Raw genomic sequence first — 22,424 nt, 5'->3', positions numbered from 1 at the left:
GCCTTGATTCGACAAATGAACGGGGCGCCGCCGGCACATGCGTGCCGGTGGCGGCGTTTGAATCGGGGCGGCTTGGGGGCGTCGCGACGGCCGGAGGCCGCGCGGGGCAGACTGGCTACGCGATAGACGCGTGAACGATCAGCTGTTCAGATGAGGCCCGACAAACCGCACGTGCATGGGGGCATGAATTACAGCGTCTTCCATCGCGCACCTCCGCTTTCTGTGTGGTTGTCGAAGGAGCGAATGTAGCGGGCTTGCCGCGTGCTGTGAAGTGGCGTGTGGTTTTGGCGCATGCAACGCGTCAGTTCTTCATGCCGTGCACGATCGACGCTAGCAACGAAGACACGAAGACGGCCGCGATGAAGCGCAGCCAGCCGGGCTTGCGCTGCACGAAGTTGCTGATCGCCACGCCGCCCGTCAGCAGCCAGATCAGCGGGCTGGTGCCCGCGAGGAAGACGCTGACAACGTAGAGGGCTTGCAGCATCACGCTGAAGATCCAGCCGAGTTGGGAGGCGAGGCTTGGCACCTGCGCGGCGGCTTGCCCGGATGGGGGCGATGCCGCAGTGGTCGTGCGTGCCGTTGCAGGTGCTGTGGGCTTGGCCGGCTGGGGCCGTGCCGCTTCGCGCTGGGCCTTCTTTTCTTCCGCCAGTTGCTCGGCGGTTTTCTCCAGCACCGGTGCGGGCGCCTCCGTCGGCTGCCACCATGCGGGCCAGGGCGCCTTGCCTGCGGCGGATTGCTTGCGGAACTCACCTGCAGGGAGCTTGCGTTGAGAGGCCTGCGGGACTGCAGGTGTCGCTGTACCGCTTCGTTGGTGCTTGGCAGCCAGCGCACGCACGCGCTGCAGGTACGGCTCGCCACGCGCCGGGTCGGTCATCGCGATGAAGTTCGCGTAGCCGCGCAGCGCGCCGATCACGTCGCTGTTGCCGTTCCATTGCAGGCCCTGCGGTCCGTGCCGCTCCGCCTGGTGCAGTACGGCGCGAAAACGCCGCAGGGTGTCGCGGTCGATCGAGAGCTTGTCGTTCACCACGATGCCCGTCACATGCTGCTGCTGGTGCTTGCGCATGACCTGCTGCTTGTCCGGGTGCACCGTGAGGCCTTCGCTGGCCACGATCTGCTTCACGCGCCATAGCAGCTTGCCGGTGTCGCGGCTGTGCTCGGGGCCGGCCGAGAAGCTCAGGTCATCCGCATAGCGTGTGTAGCGAAAGCCCAGCTTGGCAGCGCTCGCGGCGAGCCGCGCGTCGAGGCGGCGGCACAGCAGGTTGGTCAGCATCGGGCTGGTTGGGGCGCCCTGCGGCAGCACGCGTTCGCCGCGCGCGACGAAGTAGCGCCGGCCGTCGAGCTGCACTTCGTCGGTCGGCGCCTCGGTGCACACCAGCGCCAGCAGGCTCGCCACCTGCGACGAATAGCCGAGCTGGCGGAACACGCCGCGTACGCGGCGCATGCCGATGGAGGGAAAGAAGTCTTTCAGGTCGAGGTTGATCACCACGTCCTGGCCCACGTGCGGCGCGGCATTGGTGAGGATCGAGCGACCCGGCAGAAAGCCGTGCACGGCCTCGTGAACCGGCATCTTCGCGAGGATGTTGTCGAGCACCCAGTACTGCGCACGCTTCATGCGCGGCATGGGCGCGGAGATGTGGCGCTCGCCACCGCTCTTCTTGGCGATGGTGAAGCGCTGGTAGTGGCTCACGCTCGCCACGTCGCGGTGCCAGGCGAGAAAGCGCAGCTCGCCGAGGCCGATGCCCATCGCCTGCGCCAAATCGCCTGCGTGGTCCAGCGCGGGCAGGGCGTTGCGGGCCAGTGCCTGGCTGTCGCTGTGCGCTTCGTTGAGACCGCCCGAAACGCCGTCGCCCACGTAGAGCAGCTCGCGCTGACGCCGCTCGTGCCACGCCACGGCTCGCGCATGGCGGCCTTGTGCGAGGCGCTGGCGGGTTTCCTCGCGGCGTTCGCGGGCCTTGGCCATGCGCTCTTGGCGCATCGTCTTCAGGGCCCTGTCACGGTCCTCGATGCCGCGCAGTTCGTCGCCGAGCTTGGAGAGCGCCGTCTGCAGTTCGCTTTCGCGGCGGATCAACTGGGCTTCGACCGTCGGCTGCGCCGCGTCCTGCGGCCAGAAGCCGAGGCGCTGCATTTCCTCGAGAACGACTTCCTGCTTGGAGCCCTTGCGGATGCGCTCGTACAGCTCCTCGCGCGTGAGTGCCGAGTCGGGAATGGAAGAAGAGGAGGCGAGAGACTGCATGGTCATGGCGCTGCGCCACTGGCCGATGCACTGCTGATGATGAATCAGAAAAATTGCGAACGAAGCGGGAATCTCGTCGAAGAGCCTCGGGACTGGAGGGCTCCACTCGACGCCGTATGGCCATGGTGACGCCGATGAGCTTCGAGGAAGCCGCACTGTTATCGCGTCACCATGGCCATACGGCACAGTGAAGAGACGTCCAGTGACGCTTGGGAAGTGCTGTGTACGAGGACGGCGATACGCCGTCCGGATTGCAAGAGCCTTCCCGCTCCGTTCGCAAAAACAGTGTATCAGCCGATGTGTGCGGTGGTCCTTTCCTGATCGGTCGATGTTGCTGCCGGATTGGCCGACAAGCGCAGCGCGAGCATGTGCTCGCACGGGCCCTTGGTCATGCGGTGGCGGATGAAGTGGGAGCACTGGCAGTCGCCCGAGGCCACGCGCTGGTCGGCGTCGAGCTGCAGGCTCATGAGGTATTCGCGCTGCCCCGAAGCGCCCTTGCACTTGCCGCTCAGCGTGAGGCCGCCGTCGGGGCGAGCCAGCGTCTTCACGTTGGCGATGCGGCGCGCCTGCACCAGTTCGGCCGCTGCCTCTTCTTCGGGGCTGGCGTAGCGCAGCTTGTCCATGGGCAGCGGCTCGCGGCTCAGCTCGCGCAGCCGCCACACGCCGTGCGCAAGGTCGTACACCACGCGCCCGGCCTGCACATAACCGCCGAGGGCTGCATCGACCGTGAGGGTCGACAGGCCGGTGGCCGCTGCGAGCTCGGCCGTAGTGGCGCGCCAGCGTTCGCCCAGCGCCGCGAACACGCGCAGTTGGCTGTCCTGGTCGACCGTGTGGCGCGGCTGCAGCAGCTCGAAGTGGCCGTTGCGCGACCAGTCGTTGGCGGTCCAGCCCGAGAGGCCGAGCGTGAATTCCATATCGGGCAGTTGCGCTACCCAGAAGCTCGGCATGCCCGTGCCCAGCAGGTGCACCGTGAAGCCCTGCGCCACCGGCACGAGGCGTTCGAGCTGCAGCAGGCGGCGCCGGCCCCACACGCGGATGTCGATGTCGGAGGTGGCACTGTGCGTGGAGCGCGGGCACACCAGCTCGTGGCCCCAGGGCTCGAACAGGATGCGCACCGGCTGCCCCGGCCGCAGGATGAAGCGCAGCGAGCGCGGGCCCACGCGCTCCTTGCGCCGGCGCAGCACGAGGCAGATGTTGTGCACGTCCATCGGGTGCAGCTGCAGCCGCTGCGCGGGCAGCAGCATCGCGCTGCTCACTTGCAGGAAGCCGCGCACCCAGCTGTCGGGCACGTCGATCTTCGGCTCGTGGAAGGCCGGGTCGTTGTCGCTCTGCACCTGGAAGCCGCCGGGGTCGATGGCCAGGCGCGTGGTCTTGTAGTCGCGGATCTTCTGGAACTCGTCGTAGAGCGATTCGGAGTAGTCGACGTTGGTGGTGCCGAAGGCGTGGTCGCTCACGCGGTCGAAGATGTCGTGGCTGCACGAGAACATGCCGTAGCTCGACTCGTCCTGGCTGAAGCACTCGAAGAACACGCGGTCGGGGTGCACCGTGATCACCGGGTCGAGCACGAACCAGGCTTCGCGGTTGACCTGGTAGATGTGGTCGAAGTAGCGCTGCTGCGCGCTCATGAAGGGCTGCAGCACGGCCCGCTTGCTCTTGCGCAGCTCGGCCAGCTCGTTGCTGATGGGCGCCATCTGCGCTTTCAGCTGGTCGCTGCGCGCCATGAACTGCGCGAGCAATTCGTTCTCTTGCCCGGCCAGCCATTCGAGGTACGCGCTCTTGTCGCGCGGCTTGAAGCGCAGGTCGCCGACCACCACGTCGTGCAGCGCCGACATGCCTTCGCGAAACGGCAGGTGCCGGTTGATGTCGGCGACGAAGTGAACCGGCGCGCGCAGCGTGTCGGGCGCGAACTGCAGCGCCGTGCTGTTCGCGGTGTGCTGTGCGCCCGAGTGGCCGAAGTAGCGGTACTGGAATCTCATGCGGCGGGCCCTCCTGTGGAGGCTGCGGGCGGTGCGCGGCGCGGCGCGACGCTGCGCACCGATGCGGTCTGCAAGGGGTTGTCCAGCTCGGGGAAGGCGGCCTGGATGCTGCGCAGGCCGGCCACGTACTGGGCGCGCTCGGTGATGGCGCCAGTGACAGCCTGCCGTGCGAACACGCGCGCGACGATGCGTGCGATGTCTTCCGAATGCATCGCCTGCGCGGCCAGGAACTGCATGACTCGTGCCTTGGCCAAGCGGCCCCGGTTGGCCTGCGACAGCACGCTCAGGAAGTAGGGCTCCAGCCGCGCGAACACGTCGGGCTTCTGGCTCGCGGCCGAGGCCAGCCAGTTGGTAACGAACAACTGCATGCCGGGCGAGGGATGCTGGCTCAACTGCAGCATGTAGGTGGTGACGTCGGTCACGTCGAAATGCGTTGTGAGCAGCTCGCGGCCGAGGCGCTGGGCGCCAGCGTCCTTGTGATCGCACAGGCGTACCAGCAGCGCCGGCGTCCACTGGCTCGCGCCGCTTTGCGCGCCGAACCATTGGCGGGCCCAGTCGCGCGCGTCGTCCCAGCGGCTGTCGAACATGCGCAGGGCATCGCCTAGCTGCGCCAGCGTGCGTTCAGGGTTCGCGGCCAGCTGGTCCATGGCCCAGCGGCGTGCGGCGGCGGTGTCGACGAGGCCGAGGCTGGCGGTCTGCAGTACGTCGAAGCCTTGTGGGTCTTGCTGAGGAAGCAGCCATGCGCCGAGGCGCTGTGCGCCCTTGCTGCGCGCTTCGAGCAGGCGCAGCGTGACGGCGGGCTCGCCGCGGCGCGTGTGCTCGGCCAGCGGGCCGCACAGCCATTGCAGCAGCGCATCGAACACGCCCTCGGCGGCTTCGGCGCGGAACAGTTCGTCGCGCAGCAACGGCATCAGCGCGGCACCGAAGTCCGGGTGCGTGGGCAGCAACTGCGCGAGCCGAGGCGCGACAGCTGCGCGCACGGCCGGCATCGGGCTGCTGCAGAAGGCGGCGAACAGCTCGGGCTGGGTAACCAGCGTGGCGTCGGGCAGGGCCGTGAACAGCCGCACGCCGGCACCGCGCAAACGCTCGTCGTCGGACTGCAGCAGGCGCGTGAGCACGCCCACTGGCAGGCCCTGAACCGACGCCGGGTGCAGCAGCAGCCATTCGGCCGCGGTGCGCACCACGTCAGGGCTCGCATGGTCGAAGAGCGCGAGCAGTTCGGGCAAGGGCGCCTTGGCGGCCGCGGTGCGCAACAGGCCTTGCAGGGCCCACTGCAGGTTCTCGCAGATGGCGTCGAGCTCGGGTTGCCCGGCATCGCAGGCCGAAAGCCATGCGAGCAGGCTGCCGCACAGGGCATCGAGCGTTGACGGGTTCGGGGCGGCGGCCTGCAGAAGCAGGCGCGACGCGCGGCGCACTTCGGCATCGGCCGAGGTCAGCAGCATCAGCAGAAGGTCGACCTGCTGGCTGTAGAGGCCCGGGTCCTGCGTGATGCATTCGAGTGCAAGGGCGCGCGCCTCGGCCAATGGCGAGCTCAGCAGCGCAGGCAGCCAGGGCAGGGCCGGCGCACCCGCCGCGATGCGCTGGTGCGCGATGGCAAGGGCGAAGCGCGCGGTGTCATCCCAGCTGCTGCCCAGCAGGCGCCAGACGGCGGGCGCCTCGAGCGCCTCGCAGAAGGGCTTGTTGTCCTGCAGCGCGCGCGCCGCAAAGGCATGCACTGCGCCGCAGCGGCCTTGCTGCATCAACTGCAGCAGGGCCCGTGGATGGCGGTCCCAGCGCTCGGGCCAGGCTTCGGTGCGGTTCAGGCGCTGCGCGGGCAGCGGTGTGTTGCGGCGCCAGCGCAGCCCGCCGCGCTGGGCTTCCCATTCGGCGTCATGGCGGTGCAGCAGCTGCATCAGCACCAGCCAGCGGCTGTAGGGGCCGGTGTGCCAGCTGAGGGGCTCGGGTGTCCAGCGGGTTTCGCGCTGCTGGCCGGCGGTGCCGGCTTCGGCATCGTCGGCCGCGAGCAGCACGCCCATGGCCAGCTGCAGCCAGCTTGCCTCGTCGGCCGTGCCGGCCAGAGCCAGCCGGCGCAGGCTGCGCCAGGTGCGGCGGCGCAGGTAGTCGCGTGTGCGCTGGCTGTAGGCGAGGCGGCTGTCGGGCCGCACGATTTCCTTCGCGATCTCGACATAGCGGCCATTGACCTGCGCCCAGCGGCCACCCGTGCGGAAGGCCGCACGCTGCGTTTCGAGGCGCTGGTGCAGCACGCCGAGCAGGGCGTAGTCGCCCGCGAACTCCGCGCCCTTGTACAGCCGGCGCCATGCGCGGAAGCTGCCGGCTGCGAGCTGCAGTGTTGGCGCAATTTCCATCAGGGCTGTGCGCGCGAGCCCGTCGGCTGCCGGGCTTTCGAGCAGCGCGAGATCGAACAGCTGCTCGACCCAGGCCGCGTACTTCAGACCATTCCAGAGCGCGGGGTCGGCCAGGTGCTGCCGAAGCAGCGGCATGGCTTGTTCAACGGGCAGCTCGCTCATGGTGGCCCAGGCGCGGCGCAGCGGCGCGGGCCAGTCGTCCACGATGCGCGCCGTTTCGGCCGCGCGCTGTTCGGCAGGCCAAAGGTTCAGCGCGGCCCAGCGCGCAGCGCGGGCGACTACGGGCGTGCGGCCGCGCCGGGAGAGTTCGCGCATCGCCTCGAACGCACCGCCGTCGCCGCAGCGGCCGATGGCCCAGGCGATGCAGTAGTCGAGCAGCGGCTCGCCGGTTTCGATGTGGTCGATAAGTTGCGGCACGGCTGCAGCCAGCCGGCGCTCGCCGATGCGCCACACCACGCGGCTTCTGCGCACCGGGGCCAGCAGGCGCCATGCATCGGGGCGGATGCTGGCCAGCAGCACGGCGTCGCCGGGGTGTGCGAGCACGGCGGTTGCAGTGGTAGTGATGACGGCCTCGGCGACCGCCCCTTCGATCGCATAGCCCTGCGCGATCTGCGCTGCCACGGCGCGTTCGAAGGCGGCGTTGGCGGCCTCCAGTGGCAGCGGCGACGGCGTGTAGACCGTTTCCTTCCACTGCAGCCCGTCGCGGCTGGTGCTCACGTGCACCACGTGGCCCGGCGCTTCCGGCAGGGCGAACAGTTCCACGGTGCTGAAGCCCGCGGCGCCTGTCGCGCCCGGCTTCGTGCGGATCAATTTCTCGGAGCGAATGCGCTTCACGCGGAGGCCTCCCTGCCTTCGGTTGGGTGCTTGTGCTTTTTGTTTCGCTGCGCATCTTAGCGGCCATGCGTGCCAATTTGCGCGTGTGTAGCATCGCGGCCTGAGATTCACCCCAGACATCTTTCCCATGCCGAATGCAGAACAGACCCCTCAGTCGAGCTTTCTCTACTTCACGGGCCAGGGCTCGGACAAGGTCTACCAGGTGCACCTGCGCCTCAAGGACGACGGTTGGGTGGTCGACTACGGCAACGGCCGGCGAGGCGGCACGCTCTCAACCGGCACCAAGACCAGCAGCCCGGTCGCCTACGAGGCGGCGCTGAAGATCTACGACAAGGTCGTGAAGGAAAAGACGTCGAAAGGCTACACGCCCGACCAGTCCGGCGCGCTCTACACCTCGACCGACCTGGCCGGCCGCATGAGCGGCGAGCTGCCGCAACTGCCCACGCTGATCCTCGAAGAGCAGGCCGCGCGCTACTTCGACGACCCGGGCTGGGGCCTGCAGGAAAAGGCCGATGGCGAGAACCGCATCCTGCTGATCGAGGGCGAGGCGGTGCGCGGCACCAACCGGCGCGGACTGTTCGTCGATATTCCGCAGGCCTGGGTCGGCGTTGCGGATGCGCCGGCGGGGCGCACCGTGATTGCCGGCGAGCACGTGGGCGATGCCTTCATGGCCTTCGATCTGCTGGAACTTGGCGGGCAAGACCTGCGCGCCGCGCCGTTCATCGAGCGCTTCGGGCATCTGCGCAAGGTCGCTGAGCTTGTTTCGTGGATGACCGTGCTCGAACTCGAACTCACCGCCGAGGGCAAGCGCCGCCGCGCCGCCGAGTTGCTGGCCGCGCATGGCGAAGGCTATGTGCTCAAGGCGCTCGACGCGCCGTTCTCCGCAGGCCGCAGCAGCACCAGCCTGAAGTTCAAGTTCAACCAGAGCGCGACCTGTGAGGTGATCCGCGTCAACGCTCAGCGCTCGGTGGCCGTGGGGCTGCGCGACGAGGCGGGCGTGATGATCGACCTGGGCAACGTGACCGTGCCGCCCAACGAGGCGCTGCCGGCCGTGGGCATGCTGGTCGAGGTGCGCTATCTCTACCGCTATGCGGGCGGCAAGTTCGAGCAGCCCGTCTACAAGGGCCAGCGGCCGGACATGACGCCTGCAGACGCAGTGCTGTCGCAGGTCACGCGCATCAAGGATCGAAGCGCGGTCCTCGACGACGAAACGGCCTGAGCGCCAGTCAACCCGAAGAACCGAAAGCCGCGCGCAGCTTCGCCGCGAGCCGGTTCGCTTCAGCGGCGGTGGCGATGTTGGTGAAGCCCATCAGCAGGCCCTGGTCGGCAGGCCCCGCAACGCCGCGTGCCGACAGCGGCTGGCAGTTCAGCCCCGCCTGCTGTGCGCGGCGGGCCAGCGCCACATCGCCTTCACGGCGCCCGTCGAATCGCGCGATCAGGTGCATGCCGCCACTGCGCAGGTCGACGCGCACCGTGTCGCCGAAGGCCTTCAGCAAGCCGGCCACGAGCATTGCGCGCCGCCGTGCATAGAGCAGGCGCATCTTCTTCAGGTGGCGCGAGAAGTGCCCCTCGCGCATGAAATCCGCCACCACGGCCTGCGTGATCTGCGGACTGCCGTTCGACCATGTGCGCGCGGCCTCCTCGAAGCGCGCGCGCAGCGATTCGGGAACGACCAGGTAGCCCAGCGCCAGCCCGGGGTAGAGCACCTTCGAGAAGCTGCCCGCGTACAGCACGCGGTCGTGGCCGTCGAGGCTCTTGAGCGCCGGCAGCGGCGCTCCGGCATAGCGGTACTCGCCGTCGTAATCGTCCTCGACGATCCATGCGTTCGCCTGCGAGGCCCATTCGAGCAGCTGCAGCCGGCGCGCGAGCGTCATCGACACGCCCAGCGGCGCCTGGTGCGAGGGCGTGACGACGGCCATGCGAGCCTTCGGTGCCTTGCGCAGGCCGCGCGCGACGACGAGGCCGTCTTCGTCCACCGGCACGGGCACCGTGCGCTGGCTGGCGGCGCGTAGCACTTCCTGCGTCGGCGGAAAGCCCGGGTCTTCGATCCACACGCGGTCGTCTTTCTTCAGCAGCGTGCGCGCGACGAGCGCGAGCGATGCGCGGTAGCCGCCCGTCACCAGCACCTGCGAGGCGTGGCACGACACGCCGCGCGACACCAGCAGATAGGCCGCGATGGCTTCGCGCAGCGGGGGGTAGCCGCAAGGGTCGCCGTAGAACATGTCGGCCGCGTTCGTAGCCCGCGCACGGCGGGCCGTGAGGCGCGACCACAGCTTGCGCGGGAACGCGTCGAGCGCCGGAATGCCCAGCTGCATGGGCGGTGGTTTGCCCGGCTGCTTGAGCGCATCGCCGGAAGCCCGCGTATCGGTGCGCCGTGGTTCCCGCCGCGTGGGCCGATGCAGCGGCAGCGACGGCGAAACCACGGTACCCGCCTGCCCGCGCGAAGAAAAATAGCCTTCGCCCATCAGCTGGTTGTAGGCCGTCTCGACGGTGCCGCGAGCCACGCCGAGCTCACCGGCCAGGCTGCGCGCCGATGCCACGCGGTCGCCGGGGCGCAGCGTGCCTTGTTCGATGGCGCTTCGGTAGCGCTCGTAGATCTGGCGGAACAGCGGCGTTTCTTTTGCGCGGTCGAGCTTTGGCGTCATGGCCTGGTCATTTTCAAGATTCTTGGCTCTTTTCGATGGGGCATCGTAAATCCATGATCGACTTTCCAAACAGCCTGGAAGGAAGAAGCGCAATGAGCGAGAAGGTATTTTTGGCAGGTGCCACCGGAGCGGTCGGCGCCGCGCTGGTTCCATTGCTTATCGAAGCGGGCTATACCGTGCATGGCAGCACGCGTCGCGCTGACCGTGCGGGCGTGCTGGAGGCGCAGGGCGTGCATCCGGTCGTCGTCGACGTGTTCGATGCGGCGGCGCTGCGGGCCGCGCTGGTGCGCATCGCGCCGTGGGGAGTGATCCATCAGCTCACCGACCTGCCCAAAGACCTGGATCCGAGCCGCATGGCCACGGCTGTGGTGCTCAATGCGCGTGTGCGCACCGAGGGCACACGCAACCTCGTGGCCGCCGCGCAGGCTTCGGGTGCGAAGCGGCTGGTGGCGCAGAGCATCGCCTGGGCCTATGCGCCCGGCCCCAAGCCATTTACGGAAGAGCAGCCGCTCGATACGGAGGCGGAAGGTGCGCGCCGCATCAGCGTCGACGGCGTGGTTGCGCTGGAGAAATGCGTGATGGCTGCGCAGGGCATGACCGCCACTGTGCTGCGCTATGGGCAGCTCTACGGTCCGAACACTTCGACCGATACACCCAAAGGCCCGAGCCCGTTGCACGTCGCGGCCGCGGCGCGGGCTGCGTTGCTGGCATTGCAGCGTTCGACCGGCGGCATCTTCAACATCGCCGAAGACGGCGCCGAGGTCAGCACCGAGAAGGCGAAGCGCACGCTGGGCTGGCGTGCCGATGCGCGACTGTCTCAAGGAGCCATGCCATGAACGCGATGCCTCTCTTCCTGCGCCACCGTGCGCGCGCCGGGCTTGCGGCGCTGACTGTTGCAGCCATGGGTTGGGCATTGCTGCCGCACGCGAGCAGGCAATCGACCGTGCAGTTCATCGACGACATCTGCAGCGCCGTGAGCCGACCGATGTTCGCATCGGCGCCGGCCCCCGAAGGCTCAGCCGCCGCGGCACGGCCGCAGACCTCGACCAAGGTGATCTCCTGCGAGGCGCTGCCCAACGTGCCGGGCAAGTCAGTCACCACCGTCCTCGTCGACTTTCCGCCGATGGCCTATTCGCCGGCTCACAGGCATCCGGGTTCGGTGACCGCCATCATTCTGGAAGGCACTGTGCGCTCGCAGCTGGCCGGCGGTCCGGTAGGCGACTACAGGCCCGGCGAGACCTTCTTCGAGCCGCCGCGCACGCTGCATCTGTTCGCGGAGAACCCCGATCCGGTGAAACCTGCGAAGCTGGTGGCGGTGTTCGTGGCGGAAGAGAACTGCGGGCCGCTGCTGCTGCCACCCTGAGCTACCGCACCCGGTCTCCGTCGCGAACCGACTCCACCGCGCCGTTGTAGAAGCGAACGATGCCCAGGAAGTTGCCCTGGCCGCGGTGGTAGACCCAGTCTTCCATCGGCACGCACTGCTGCGTTATCACTTGCTGCGCGGGGCCACCGGGGTAGGGCGACAGCACCCACGCCACCTGCGGGCGGGGCACACAGACGAACTCCTTCGACATCGGCTCGCCGCACTTCTGCACCACAGAGAACTTGGAGTCGCCGACGCCGGAGAGCGAGCCGTTGCAGCTCAGCGATTGGGCCGATGCGACGCCGGTGTGCATGACGGCGGCAAGTGGGAGGAGTGCGATCGCGGCGAGTGCGCGCATGGTGTCGATGGGCTCCTTGAGCAGCCTGGGACTGCGGTGGGCCCCGATAGTTTCTCTTGCCGTCATCACGACCGCGGGCCACGCAGCTTGGCGACGCCGAAGCCCAGCGCCAGAGCCGCGCAGAGAAAAACCAGCAACGCGAGCCAGACCGATCGCGTGAACGCATAGGTGCCCAGCGTGGCGCCCGCGGCGAGCGCCACGGCCAGCCATTCGAGCACCGGGTCGATCCAGCTCCTGGGCTTGCTGCTGCGTTGCGCGGCCAATGAGCGTTCGTGCTTTTCGATCTGTTGCTGGGTTTGCGGCTTTCGCGGCTTCCGTTGCCTTGGGTCGGGGAAGAGAGCTCTCAGCGCCGGCGTGGGCCATGCGTCGTCCGGCGATGCGCCGATGCCCGCCAGTTGCCAGACCGCGTCCGCATCGCGGCGTGAGAGATCCGACATGAGGCCATCGAGCACCTTCTTGTCGTTCAAGCGGTCGATGGAGGCTAGCTCGGCGCGCAGCCACGGCTCTGCATCGGCGGCATCAGGCAGCCCCTGGGTCCGCAGCAGGATGTGACTCTCGAAGCCGCGTGCGGTCCAGGCTTCGAAGCCTTCGTAGAGAGGTCGGTAGCGCTCGCCGATGGCCGCGATCACGGCTTCGCGCCGCGATGCGAGCCGCCGCAGCGCGGAGGTTTTGTCGGTGACGAGGTACGGGTAGGCGGCGTCGGCGCCGAATTCTTCCAGGCATTCCTCGCGCTCGATAGCGCTTTCTTCATCATCGATGTCGTATGCGTCGACGAAGCGTGCGTGGCGGATGTCGCTCTCGCTGAAAAGCGCTCGCCAGAACAGCGGGAAGAAGGCATTGGCCTCGAGCTCCCCGCCGTGGCCGAAGAAGCCGCGCCATTCGTTGCGGCTGCCTTCGGGCATGCGGGGCAGGGTCGAGCTGGACAGGTAGACGGGGTGGGACATCTTCTTCGCTCCGGGCAAGGGGCGGGCGTCATCTTACGGGCGCGGGCGCAGATTGCTTTCTTGTAATCCGCGTGTCAGGCGATGGCCGGATGGGCTTTCCAGAATCCAGCGCGTGCAGTTCTCATCACTCGCCATTCATCATCCCAAGGAACACCATTCATGAAACGCGCATTCCTCACCACCACCGCTTTCGCCACGTTGCTCGCCGCATCTGTCACAGGCGCCGCCGCATCGGGCACGCACGACAACGCTATCGGCAAACCCGGCGTGGCCGCCAAGGCGACTCGCACGGTCCAGGTCGACATGACCGATGGCATGCGCTTCACGCCAGCCGACATCAGCGTCAAGCAGGGCGAGACCGTGCGCTTCGTGGTCAGAAACTCCGGCAAGCTGAAGCACGAGTTGGTACTTGGCACCCAGCAGGACCTGAAGGCGCACTACGCTTCCATGATGAAGAACCCCGAGATGGAACACGCTGAGCCGAACATGGTGACGCTCGCGCCAGGCAAGACCGGCGAGGTCGTCTGGCAGTTCACCAAGGCGGGCAAGGTCGACTTCGGATGCCTGCAGGCGGGGCACTACGACGCCGGGATGAAGGGCGTGGTGAACGTGGCCAGTGCCGCGGGCAAATAGGCCTGGGCGCGGCGCGATTGTTTCCATCACATGAACGCCGCGGTTCCTTTTGCTGCGGGTTTTTACCTACTCATCGGCTCACAATTCATCTCACAGACCAGCCCACAAGCGAATCTGGATGAACAGGCCCCGAGCGAGGTGGCCGCCCCCCGAAGGGACGGTGACCCACCCAAGACCGGTTCGAAACCATCCCGTATGCAAAGAACTGAATTGAAGGAAATCTAAATGACCGCCTCGAAGCTCCTCTCCGCCATCTCCATCGCACTGCTGGCTGCTGCCGGTGCCGCTCATGCCGAAAGCTATGACGGTGTGCATCAACTGACCTCGGCCACCAGCCGCGCCGACGTCGCCAGCCAGGCCTTGGTGGCCGCACGCAGCGGCAACCCCTATGCCGACGGCGCCAACTCGGGCCCCGTGCAACTGATCGCCTCGACGACCAGCCGCGCTGCAGTCCGTGCTGAAGCGGTGGCTGCCGCCCACAGCGAGAACCCGTATGCCGAAGGCGTGACCTCGCGTGTCGCTCCGGTGCTGGCAAGCGGTGTCGATCGTTCCACCGTGCGTGCCGCAGCCCGCGCTGCTGCTCGTGGTGACGCTCTGCCGCTGTAATCGACAACGGCAACGCGCATAAATAAAAGCCGGGCCCTGCGAAAGCGGGGCCCGGCTTTTTGTTTGTTTGTCCAGGGGGCGAGCTAGTAGACGCGCTCTTCGATCGGCCCCACGCGGTCCGGATAGAACGCCACGTAGTCCTTGATCTGCGAGACATGCTCGTACGGCGACTCGTAGGTCCACACCGCATTCACCGAGCGCTCGCCGCCGGCCGGAATGCTGTAGTAGTTGCACTCGCCCTTGTACGGGCAGTAGGTTGCATGAGACGTGCGCTCGAGCAGCGACATCTTCACGTCCTTGCGGGGTATGTAGTGCACGGTTCCGAAGTGCGCCTCGCGCAGCGTCAGCGCTTCGCGCGTATCGGCGACGACGCAGCCATCGACCGACACCACCACGCGAAGCGGGTTGGGTGCAATGGTGATCGGATGGTCGGGGCCGGGGGTCTTGATGGTGCGTTCTGCGGTAGCGAACATGAGAAAGCTCCTTCGGGCAATCGGGGTGACGCAAGAATCGGCGGATGCGCATCTTGCCGCGATGCCGTGGCGATTAGAAGTAGCCAGAAAATCGACCCATTCGCGACATGGTTAAAGACCGCGAATTCATTTGAATGGCTCTGGGAGCCTTTCGGATTGTGATTCAGCATGTAAGGAATACTGAAGTTCCATATCTTCGGTGCGCAGGTTGCGTGTGGTCACGAATGTGTGTGCTTCACGCATCAGCCTTCGATGAGTCGAAGGCCCACGGTACCGCCGATTACCAGCGCGATGCATGCCATTCGCGGTGCGGAAAGGGCCTCGCCGAAGAACAAAACGCCCATCAGCACCACGCCCACCGAGCCGATGCCGGTCCAGATTGCGTAGGCCGGGCCCAGCGGCAGGTAGCGCAGCGCCCTGGCCAGCAGGTAGATGCTGAGCAGCGCGGTCGACACGCCCACGACCGACGACACGAGCCGTGTCCAGTCTTCCGATCGCTTGAGTGCGGCGGCCATCGCGATCTCGACGAGACCTGCCGCCAGTAGAAATATCCAACCCATGAAAAAACTCCTTCGATGCTGTTGCGGGTAGAGCCGAACCGGATAATTCCGGGCCGGGCACCGATCAACAAGTACGCACCTTTTGGTAACCATGGGAAATTCAAAGACGCCATCGAAGAAGTCCGAGCCTGTGGAAGAAGCCGAGGCGGCACCCGCCGATGTGTGGAATGCCGACTGCCCTTCGCGCCGCGTGCTGGAGCTCATTGCCAACAAGTGGGCGCTGCTGGTCATTCCGCTGCTGCGCGGCAAGCCGCAGCGCAACAACGAACTGCTGCGCAAGGTTGGCGGCATCTCGCAGAAGATGCTCACGCAGACCCTGCGCGACCTCGAGCTCAACGGGCTGGTGCTGCGCGAAGACCACCAGACGGTGCCGCCGCACGTCGAGTACAGGCTCAGCCCGCTCGGCCTGTCATTGAGCAAGACGCTGATCGCCGTAGACCGCTGGGCCGAGGCGAACCATGCACAGATCGACGCGGCGCGGCACCGTCAGTGATACCTTCGCCCGACCTCGAGCGATCCATCGAAGGACCGAAGTGAAGAAGAACAAACTCGCCACGCTGTTGCTCGCTGGCCTATTGGCCGCCAGCGCCTGGGCCCAGGACTGGCCCGCCAAGCCCGTGCGCGTGATCGTGCCCGCGCCGGCCGGCAGCTCGCTCGACCTGATCGTGCGCACGCTGGCCGACCGCCTGCGCGTGATGTGGAAGCAGCCCGTGGTGGTCGAGACCAAGGCAGGCGCGGGCGGCCTGATCGGCATGGACACGGTGGCCAAAGCACCGCACGACGGCTACACGCTCGGCATCGGCTTCAACGGCCCGATTGCCTTCGGCCCCTACATGTACGCACGCATGCCCTATGCGCCCGCGCGCGACCTTGTGCCCATCGTGCTCACGACCTCGCAGCCCAACGTGCTGGCGGTGCAGGCGGGCAACCCCGCGAACACGCTGCCCGAGTTCGTCGAATGGGCGAAGAAGCGTGGCAACAAGTTCAGCTATGCGTCGGTGGGCGCGGGCAGTTCGTCGCATCTCACGATGGAGTTGTTTCGCAGCGCGGCGCATATCGAGGCGGTGCACGTGCCGTACTCGGGCTCGCCGCCCGCGGGGCTGTCTCTGGCGGCCGGCGACACGCAGGCGCTGTTCACGGTGGCGCCCGCGCTGCTGCCGCTGATCCAGGGTCAGCGCGTGAAGCTCATTGCCGTGACCAGCGCCAGGCGCTCTGAACTCATGAAAGACCTGCCCACCGTGGCCGAGTCGGGCTACCCGGGTTTCGAGTCGCTGGCCTGGAACGGCTTGTTCACCGCCAGCGGCACGCCGCCCGAGGTGGTGCGCCGCATCAATGCCGACGTCAACGCCGTGCTGCAGGAGCCGGCGGTGCGCGAACTGCTGGCCAACCAGGGGCTGGTGGCGGGTGGCGGCTCGCCGGAAGAATTCAAGGCCTTCATCGACAGCGAAGGCCGCAAATGGGGTGCGATCATTGCCAAGGTTGGCATCCGCCTCGACCAATAACACTCCCACACTCCCGACAACCCACGACAGAAGACTCCAGGAAGAGAAAGAACATGGAACAGCAGTTTCCCCGCGACATCTACACGGAACCCGAGCCCGATCCGCACACGCTCGCCAACCTGGGCCCGCTCACGGGCCTGGCGGGCCTGTGGATCGGCAAGGCCGGCCACGACGTGAGCCCGAAGGAAGACGGCCCCGAGGCCGAGGCCTACATCGAGCATGCGGAGTTCCAGCCCATCGACGCGCAGACCAACGGGCCGCAGATCTTCTACGGGCTGCGCTACCACCTGCGCATCGTCAAGCCCGACGACGTGGAAACCTTTCATGACCAAGTCGGCTACTGGCTGTGGGAGCCCGCCACGGGCGCGCTGATCCAGACGCTGTCGATCCCGCGCGGGCTCACGGCCATGGCCACGGGGCACGCGAAGGCCGAAGACCGCAGCTTCAGGCTCGAAGCTGTGCGCGGCGGCGAGACCAACGGCATCGTGGCCAACCCGTTCCTGGAGCATGCGTTCAAGACGCTGCGCTACAGCATCGAAGTGACCATCCACGACGACGGCAGCTGGTCGTACGAGCTTGAAACGGTGCTCAGCGTGCTCGGAAAGCCCGAGCCCTTCAGCCACACCGACCGCAACACGCTGCGCAAGATCGGCGAGCCCACGCCGAACCCGACTGCACAGGCTGCAATGGCGGCAAACGCCGCAGCCTGAGGCGCTACTTCGCGAGTGCCGCTTCCACGTCCGCCTGGAACTTGGCCGAGCACCACTCGGTCGCGCCGAAGTACAGCGACGCTTGCGCACCGCTCGCGAGCGTCGATTGCGCAGACACGCCGAGCGCGAAGTCTTCGTCGAGCGCACCCCAGAACGATTCGACGTTCTTGCGCCAGTAGTTCACCGACTTCTCGGTCTTCGGCAGCCCGGGAACGAGCGTGCTCGCGATCACGCGCGAGCGCCCCGGCGATTCGGGCAGCACGGTGAACGCGTTGGCGTGGTCGCCCTCGTGCAGGATGAAAGTCGCCGGGAAGAAGTAGTAAATGATGTTCGAGTGCGGCCCCACCTGCCATGCCTGCGTGGGCGTGCCGCGCAGGCTTTCGATGCTGCGCTTGGGCAGGAACAGGCGCTGGTGCTGCCGGTCGTGGTCGGCCATCAGCAGGTTGTCGTAGAACAGCGCGGCGATGCTGTTGCGGTGCGCGTACTGGAAGTGATACGTCTCCAGGTTCGCCTCGAAAGGGATCTTCCAGTTGGCCGCGTTGTCGAAGGCGTGCTGGTGAAACGGCACCCAGCTGTCGTAGCCCCATGAGCGCAGGTCGGCGCCGAATCGGCCCAGCCAGTTGTCGATGTCGATCCTGGCGCTTTCGCCGTTCGCCACTACACGGGGGATGGCCCAGACGAAGCCCAGCGCTTCGGCAACCGGCACGCGCGCCAGGCCGCAATCCGATGCTGGCGCATGCGGAAAATCTTCCACCGACGGGCGCCCGCGCAGCGTGCCATCGAGCCCGTAGGTCCAGCTGTGGTACGGGCAGATCAGGGCGCGTTGATTCGATGCGCCGGGCGGCTTCAACCGCGCGCCGCGGTGGCGGCAGGCATTGACGAAGCCGTTGAGTTCTCCTTCTTGCCCGCGCACAAACATCAGCGGCATGCCGGCCACGTCGATGGCGAACGAATCGCCGGCATTCGGGAGAGACGCCGAAGGGCACAGCGCCAGCGGATAGCGCCTGAAGATGCGCTCGACCTCCCGTTCATGGCGTTCAGGATCGAGATAGCGCGTCACCGGACTGACGCCCGGCTCACCGCGCTCGCTGCCGCCGGTCTCGATCAGCGCGAGAGCGCGCCGGATCAGTGCAATCTGTTCTTCATGCTGCATGCGCGCGATTGTGGCGAGCGAGTCGTGCGGCGGCTTGCTTCAACTGGTCGTGTTTCTCTGCCCGGATAGAACAAACACGCATAGCTCATAACCGGTTATATCGATAGCCTCAGGGCATGGACCTGAAACAGCTGGAGTACTTCATCCGCGTGGCCGAACTCGGCAGCTTCACCCGCGCGTCGGACGTCATCGACATCGCGCAGCCCGCATTGAGCCGCCAGGTGCGCCAGCTGGAAGTGGAGCTGCGGCAGAACCTGCTGGTGCGCAACGGCCGCGGCGTGGTGACCACGGATGCCGGCAAGCGCCTGCTGGAGCATGGCCGCGGCATCCTCCACCAGGTCGAGCGGGCAAGGGAAGACATGAGCCTCATGCGGGATGCGCTGGCCGGTCGGGTCGCCGTCGGCCTGCCGCCTAGCGTGGCCGGTGTGCTGACGGTGCCGCTGGTGCGGGCCGTGCGTGAGCGGCTGCCCGATGCGGCGCTGTCGATCACCGAGAACCTATCGACGGCAATGCAGGAATCGCTGCTCACCGGCCGGCTCGACATTGCGCTGCTCTACAACCCGCAGCCTTCGCCCGACGTGGACAGCGAGACGGTGCTGGAGGAGGACCTGTTCCTGGTCAGCGCGACCAAGGGCACTGGGCCGGCGCGGCGTGGCGCGCCACTGGCCTTGCATCAGCTGGCCGAGCAGCAACTGGTGATCCCGACCCGGCCCAATGCGATCCGCATGCTGGTCGAGGCGGAGCTTGCCGCCATCGGCCGGCGGCCGCAGATCGCGCTGGAGATCGACGGCGTTCCGGCCATCCTCGCGCTGGTGGCCGATGGCGCCGGCCACGCCGTGCTGTCGCGCAATGCGGTCACCCTCGCGGGACGGTCGCAGCGCTATGCGATCAGGCCAATCGTCAAGCCCGGCCTGCGCAGCCGGCTGGCGCTGGCGACCAGTTCGCAGCGGCCAGTCACGCGCACGCAGCGGGCCATGGGGGAACTGCTGCGCGAGCTCGTGCAGCAGCACCTCGGTGCCAATGCAATGGCCGATGCGGCTCAGAAGCGGTGACGCACGCCCACACCCACGCTGCCGCTGTTTCGAAAACCGGTCAGCCGGTCTTGCATGTAGACCGCGTACAGGTCGGTCCGCTTTGACAGAAAGTGGTCATAGCCGGCCGTCCAGGTGGTGCGGTGTGTTTCGGCGGCGCCCGTCACCTTGCGCTCGGTGCGCGCCACCGAGGCGAGGAAACGCCCTGCACCCACCGGAACCGCCGCGCCCAGCTGCGCGGTATTGGCGGTGGTACGAATGTCGGGCGTGCGGGTGCGCTGCAGCTGGCCGTACAACTGCACGGCCTTGAAGTCGTAGGAGGCGCCGATCAGCGCGGCATCCTGCCGGCCGATGGTCGTGGTGAAGCCGGGGCCCGTCTTGGCCTGCTGCACAGACACCACGGCGGCAAAGGGCCCGGCCGCGTAGTTGAGGGTCAGGTTCAGGTTGCGGATGCCTTCGCGGTCCTGCACTTCGCCCATGCCGTAGAGCAGGCTGGCGCGCAGCCCGGCGAAGGTAGGCGAGGTGTACTGGATGGCATTGCTCCACACGCTGTCGCCGAGCACGGCGCGGTTGTACGTGGGCTGCCATGTGTGGAGCATGACGGGCGAGAACTGCAGCGACACGCCGAACGGATTGAAGGCACCGCTGGCCACGAACATCGGATTGGTCTGCCGGCCGAGCGACAGCTGGCCGAAGCCGCCGGCCAGGCCCACCCACGCGTTCCGCGAGAAGTACGGGTCGGTGCTGTTGCGCCCGAAGGTGCCGGAGTCGGTCTGGAAGAAGCTTTCCAGTGCGAACTGCGCCTGCAGCCCATCGCCGAGGCTCTCGCTGCCTCGTACGCCCCAGTAAGCCGTCGTCATGCCGCCGCTGCCGAGCACCTTGGTGCGGCCGGGCTCGTCGCTGCGCTGCATCGATCCGACGAAGGCATCGAGCAAGCCGTAGATCTGCACGCTGGCCCCAGGGTCTGCGGCAGTCTGTGCCCACGGGGAATGCGTGGTGGTGCACAGAGCCAGCACCGGCAGGGCGCGTAGCGAAAGTGCCTGAAGGCGGGAAAGTCTTCTCATGTCGTCTGTCTCCTCGTTGTGATTCGTAGCCTGCAAGGGCGCAGGCGCGCGCATCCGCACGCCACGGTCGTGCCGTGGCGTGGGGGCGGTGTCAGTGGTGTGTACGAAGCGCGGCGGCGGCGCTCAGTCGTACCAGTACAGGCGGGTCGGGTTGTCGACCAGCAGCTTGCGAAGCTGCGCCGGGTCGTCGCTGAACAGCGGCAGCAGGTCGACCAGCTTGCCGTCGTCGGGCATTTCGCGCACGTTGGGGTGCGGCCAGTCGGTGCCCCACAGCACGCGATCAGGCGCGGCCTCTATCAGCCGGCGCGCGAAGGGCACGGCGTCTGCATAGGGCTGGCCCTGGGTCGAGAGGGTCTGCGAGATGCGCTCGGCGCCGCTCACCTTGACCCACGCGCGCTCGTCGCGCATCAGCTCCAGCATCATCTCGCAGGCCTTCTGGCCGAGGCCGTGCTCGACCATCGTGCGGCCCATGTGGTCGATGACGAAGGGCACCGGCAGCGTGTCGAGGAATGCGCGGTAGGTGACAAGGTCATCTGCGTCCAGGTGCAGCACCAGGTGCCAGCCCAGCGGCCGGATGCGCTCGGCCATGCGCAGCACCGTGGGCAGGTCGGGTGCGCCGCCCAGGTGCTGCACGAAGTTGAAGCGCACCGAGCGCACGCCGGCCTTGTGCAGCGCGGCGAGTTCGGCATCGGTGATGCCCGCGCCCACCATGGCTACGCCGCGGTAGGTGTCGGGCGATTGCGCGATGGCGTCGAGCATGGCGCGGTTGTCATGGCCATGCACGCTGGCCTGTACCAGCACCACGCGTTCGATGCCCAGCAGTTCGTGCAGGGCGCGCAGCTTTGCGGCGGGCGCATCGGGCGGCGTGTAGCGGCGGTTGTCCGAATACGGAAACACGTCGCCGGGGCCGAACACATGGCAGTGCGCGTCGCAGGCGCCAGCGGGCAGGCCGAACGTGGGGCGGCTCGGGTTTGGATGGGGCGGGGCGATGGTTTTCATCAAGGCTGGTTCACTGCTTACTGCTTGGGAATGCCGGCGCGCTGGATCACGGCCGACCAACGTTGGATCTCGCTGTCGAGCAGCCGCGCCTGTTCCTGCGGTGTGCTGCCGCGCGGCTCCACGCCGAGGCTCTGCAGGCGCTTCTTGACTTCGGGCGAAGCCAGCGCCGCACGGGCCTCCTGGTTCAGGCGGGCGATCACGTCGGGCGGTGTCTTGGCGGGCGCGGCCAGCGCGTTCCACGATGCGACCTGGAAGCCTGGCGTCCCGCTTTCCGCAACGGTCGGCACGTCCGGCAGGCTGGGCGAGCGCTTGTCGCCCATGACCGCCAGCGCGCGCATGGCCTTGCCTTCGATCTGCGAGAGAACGGGCGAGAGGATTTCCACCGCCACGTCGACCTGCCCGCCACGCAGCGCCGTGACCACGGCCGGCGTGCCGTTGAAGGGCACGACCTGCGCATCGATGCCGAGTGAACTCTTCAGCAGCTCTCCTGCCAGGTTCTGCGTACTGCCGACGTTGATGGTGCCGATGTTGAGCTGGCCTGGATGGGCCTTGGCGTGAGCCACCAGGTCGGTGAATGTCTTGAACTTGCTGTTGCTCGCGGCGAGTACCGCCATGTCGAAGTAGCCGAGCGTGGAGATCGGCGTGAAATCTTTCACCGTGTCGTAGGGCAGCGACTTGAACAGGCCCACGCTCACGGCATTGCCGTTGGACATCAGCAGCAGCGTGTGGCCGTCCGGCGGCGCCTTGGCTACCGTGTCGGAAGCCACCACGCCACCCGCGCCGGGCTTGTTGTCGACCACGATGCTCTGGCCCATCGATTCGGACATCTTCTGGGCCACGCTGCGCGCGACCAGGTCCGCCACGCCGCCGGCACCGAAGGGCACGACCAGGCGGATCGGACGCGAAGACAGGGGGGCGGCCAGCGCGGGCGATGCGCGCAAACCGGCGGCCAGGGTCAGCATCAGGCCGACGAAGCCGCGACGGGAATGTCTCAT

At 67.3% G+C, this 22,424-nt stretch carries 21 protein-coding genes; 9 read left to right on the top strand and 12 right to left on the bottom strand.

Translation table 11 applies throughout. The annotated features are described in order from the left end of the window. Window positions 1–301 precede the first annotated feature (301 nt). The 3 genes from ACZYSP_RS28715 to ACZYSP_RS28705 form a co-directional block, all read right to left on the bottom strand. Window positions 302–2,239 (bottom strand): reverse transcriptase family protein, encoded by a 1,938-nt coding sequence (locus tag ACZYSP_RS28715; RefSeq protein ID WP_489017897.1) that lies wholly within the window; start codon window positions 2,237–2,239, stop codon window positions 302–304. Between the two features lie 284 nt (window positions 2,240–2,523). Beyond that, window positions 2,524–4,209, bottom strand: a complete 1,686-nt coding sequence (locus ACZYSP_RS28710; RefSeq protein ID WP_093080339.1) for a hypothetical protein — start codon at window positions 4,207–4,209, stop codon at window positions 2,524–2,526. Further along, window positions 4,206–7,388 (bottom strand): hypothetical protein, encoded by a 3,183-nt coding sequence (locus ACZYSP_RS28705; protein ID WP_093080341.1) that lies wholly within the window; start codon window positions 7,386–7,388, stop codon window positions 4,206–4,208. Before ACZYSP_RS28705 ends, ACZYSP_RS28710 begins: the two co-directional genes overlap by 4 nt. A gap of 127 nt (window positions 7,389–7,515) precedes the next feature. Here ACZYSP_RS28705 and ACZYSP_RS28700 point away from each other — a divergent pair, with 127 nt between their 5' ends. Then, window positions 7,516–8,607 (top strand): hypothetical protein, encoded by a 1,092-nt coding sequence (locus tag ACZYSP_RS28700; protein ID WP_093080344.1) that lies wholly within the window; start codon window positions 7,516–7,518, stop codon window positions 8,605–8,607. Between the two features lie 7 nt (window positions 8,608–8,614). Here the strand turns inward: ACZYSP_RS28700 and pdxR are convergent, their stop codons facing one another. Then, on the bottom strand, window positions 8,615–10,033 hold the full coding sequence (pdxR, locus tag ACZYSP_RS28695; RefSeq protein WP_093080346.1) for a MocR-like pyridoxine biosynthesis transcription factor PdxR: 1,419 nt from the start codon (window positions 10,031–10,033) through the stop codon (window positions 8,615–8,617). A gap of 92 nt (window positions 10,034–10,125) precedes the next feature. Here pdxR and ACZYSP_RS28690 point away from each other — a divergent pair, with 92 nt between their 5' ends. Both ACZYSP_RS28690 and ACZYSP_RS28685 read left to right on the top strand, forming a co-directional pair. Next, window positions 10,126–10,869, top strand: a complete 744-nt coding sequence (locus ACZYSP_RS28690) for an NAD-dependent epimerase/dehydratase family protein (protein WP_093080349.1) — start codon at window positions 10,126–10,128, stop codon at window positions 10,867–10,869. Then, window positions 10,866–11,396 (top strand): cupin domain-containing protein, encoded by a 531-nt coding sequence (locus ACZYSP_RS28685; protein WP_371258863.1) that lies wholly within the window; start codon window positions 10,866–10,868, stop codon window positions 11,394–11,396. Before ACZYSP_RS28690 ends, ACZYSP_RS28685 begins: the two co-directional genes overlap by 4 nt. A gap of 1 nt (window position 11,397) precedes the next feature. Here the strand turns inward: ACZYSP_RS28685 and ACZYSP_RS28680 are convergent, their stop codons facing one another. Beyond that, window positions 11,398–11,754, bottom strand: coding sequence for a DUF2845 domain-containing protein (locus tag ACZYSP_RS28680; RefSeq protein ID WP_093080351.1), 357 nt, complete (start codon window positions 11,752–11,754; stop codon window positions 11,398–11,400). 65 nt (window positions 11,755–11,819) lie between these two features. Next, window positions 11,820–12,698, bottom strand: coding sequence for a hypothetical protein (locus ACZYSP_RS28675; RefSeq protein ID WP_093080354.1), 879 nt, complete (start codon window positions 12,696–12,698; stop codon window positions 11,820–11,822). 159 nt (window positions 12,699–12,857) lie between these two features. Between ACZYSP_RS28675 and ACZYSP_RS28670 the strand changes: the two genes are divergently transcribed. Next, a complete protein-coding gene (locus ACZYSP_RS28670; RefSeq protein WP_093080355.1) occupies window positions 12,858–13,331 on the top strand; it encodes a cupredoxin domain-containing protein in 474 nt (157 codons plus the stop codon). Window positions 13,332–13,556: 225 nt separating this feature from the next. Continuing rightward, a complete protein-coding gene (locus tag ACZYSP_RS28665; protein ID WP_093080358.1) occupies window positions 13,557–13,937 on the top strand; it encodes a helicase SNF2 in 381 nt (126 codons plus the stop codon). A gap of 83 nt (window positions 13,938–14,020) precedes the next feature. Here ACZYSP_RS28665 and ACZYSP_RS28660 read toward each other — a convergent pair whose 3' ends face one another. Together ACZYSP_RS28660 and ACZYSP_RS28655 are read right to left on the bottom strand one after the other, a co-directional pair. After that, window positions 14,021–14,410, bottom strand: coding sequence for a DUF427 domain-containing protein (locus ACZYSP_RS28660; RefSeq protein ID WP_093052527.1), 390 nt, complete (start codon window positions 14,408–14,410; stop codon window positions 14,021–14,023). A gap of 242 nt (window positions 14,411–14,652) precedes the next feature. Then, window positions 14,653–14,970, bottom strand: a complete 318-nt coding sequence (locus ACZYSP_RS28655; RefSeq protein ID WP_093080360.1) for a DMT family transporter — start codon at window positions 14,968–14,970, stop codon at window positions 14,653–14,655. 91 nt (window positions 14,971–15,061) lie between these two features. Here ACZYSP_RS28655 and ACZYSP_RS28650 point away from each other — a divergent pair, with 91 nt between their 5' ends. From ACZYSP_RS28650 to ACZYSP_RS28640, 3 genes are read left to right on the top strand one after another with little or no spacing between them, the layout of a single operon-like run. Continuing rightward, on the top strand, window positions 15,062–15,463 hold the full coding sequence (locus ACZYSP_RS28650; protein ID WP_093080363.1) for a winged helix-turn-helix transcriptional regulator: 402 nt from the start codon (window positions 15,062–15,064) through the stop codon (window positions 15,461–15,463). A gap of 40 nt (window positions 15,464–15,503) precedes the next feature. Next, on the top strand, window positions 15,504–16,472 hold the full coding sequence (locus tag ACZYSP_RS28645; protein ID WP_093080366.1) for a Bug family tripartite tricarboxylate transporter substrate binding protein: 969 nt from the start codon (window positions 15,504–15,506) through the stop codon (window positions 16,470–16,472). A gap of 53 nt (window positions 16,473–16,525) precedes the next feature. After that, the gene (locus ACZYSP_RS28640; RefSeq protein ID WP_093080369.1) at window positions 16,526–17,182 is read left to right on the top strand and encodes an FABP family protein; all 657 of its coding nucleotides are present in this window, start codon (window positions 16,526–16,528) and stop codon (window positions 17,180–17,182) included. A gap of 4 nt (window positions 17,183–17,186) precedes the next feature. On the opposite strand, the gene ACZYSP_RS28635 is transcribed toward ACZYSP_RS28640, so the two are convergent. Then, window positions 17,187–18,335: an aromatic ring-hydroxylating oxygenase subunit alpha gene (locus ACZYSP_RS28635; protein WP_093080371.1), complete on the bottom strand. Its 1,149-nt coding sequence runs from the start codon at window positions 18,333–18,335 to the stop codon at window positions 17,187–17,189. Between the two features lie 116 nt (window positions 18,336–18,451). On the opposite strand from ACZYSP_RS28635, the gene ACZYSP_RS28630 reads away from it, so the two are divergent. Further along, on the top strand, window positions 18,452–19,387 hold the full coding sequence (locus ACZYSP_RS28630) for a LysR substrate-binding domain-containing protein (RefSeq protein WP_093080374.1): 936 nt from the start codon (window positions 18,452–18,454) through the stop codon (window positions 19,385–19,387). On the opposite strand, the gene ACZYSP_RS28625 is transcribed toward ACZYSP_RS28630, so the two are convergent. The 3 genes from ACZYSP_RS28625 to ACZYSP_RS28615 form a co-directional block, all read right to left on the bottom strand. Further along, complete coding sequence (locus tag ACZYSP_RS28625; protein ID WP_177192854.1) at window positions 19,375–20,430, bottom strand: porin; 1,056 nt, start codon at window positions 20,428–20,430, stop codon at window positions 19,375–19,377. The two genes, ACZYSP_RS28630 and ACZYSP_RS28625, sit on opposite strands and share 13 nt — an antisense overlap. 123 nt (window positions 20,431–20,553) lie before the next feature. Further along, window positions 20,554–21,429, bottom strand: coding sequence for an amidohydrolase family protein (locus ACZYSP_RS28620; RefSeq protein WP_093080378.1), 876 nt, complete (start codon window positions 21,427–21,429; stop codon window positions 20,554–20,556). A 17-nt stretch (window positions 21,430–21,446) separates the two neighbouring features. After that, on the bottom strand, window positions 21,447–22,424 hold the full coding sequence (locus ACZYSP_RS28615) for a Bug family tripartite tricarboxylate transporter substrate binding protein (RefSeq protein WP_093080380.1): 978 nt from the start codon (window positions 22,422–22,424) through the stop codon (window positions 21,447–21,449).

This window comes from Variovorax sp. F042, from assembly GCF_057814215.1.
Note: the sequence above shows the minus strand (reverse complement) of the source record. Positions and strands in the feature narration are given on the sequence as shown.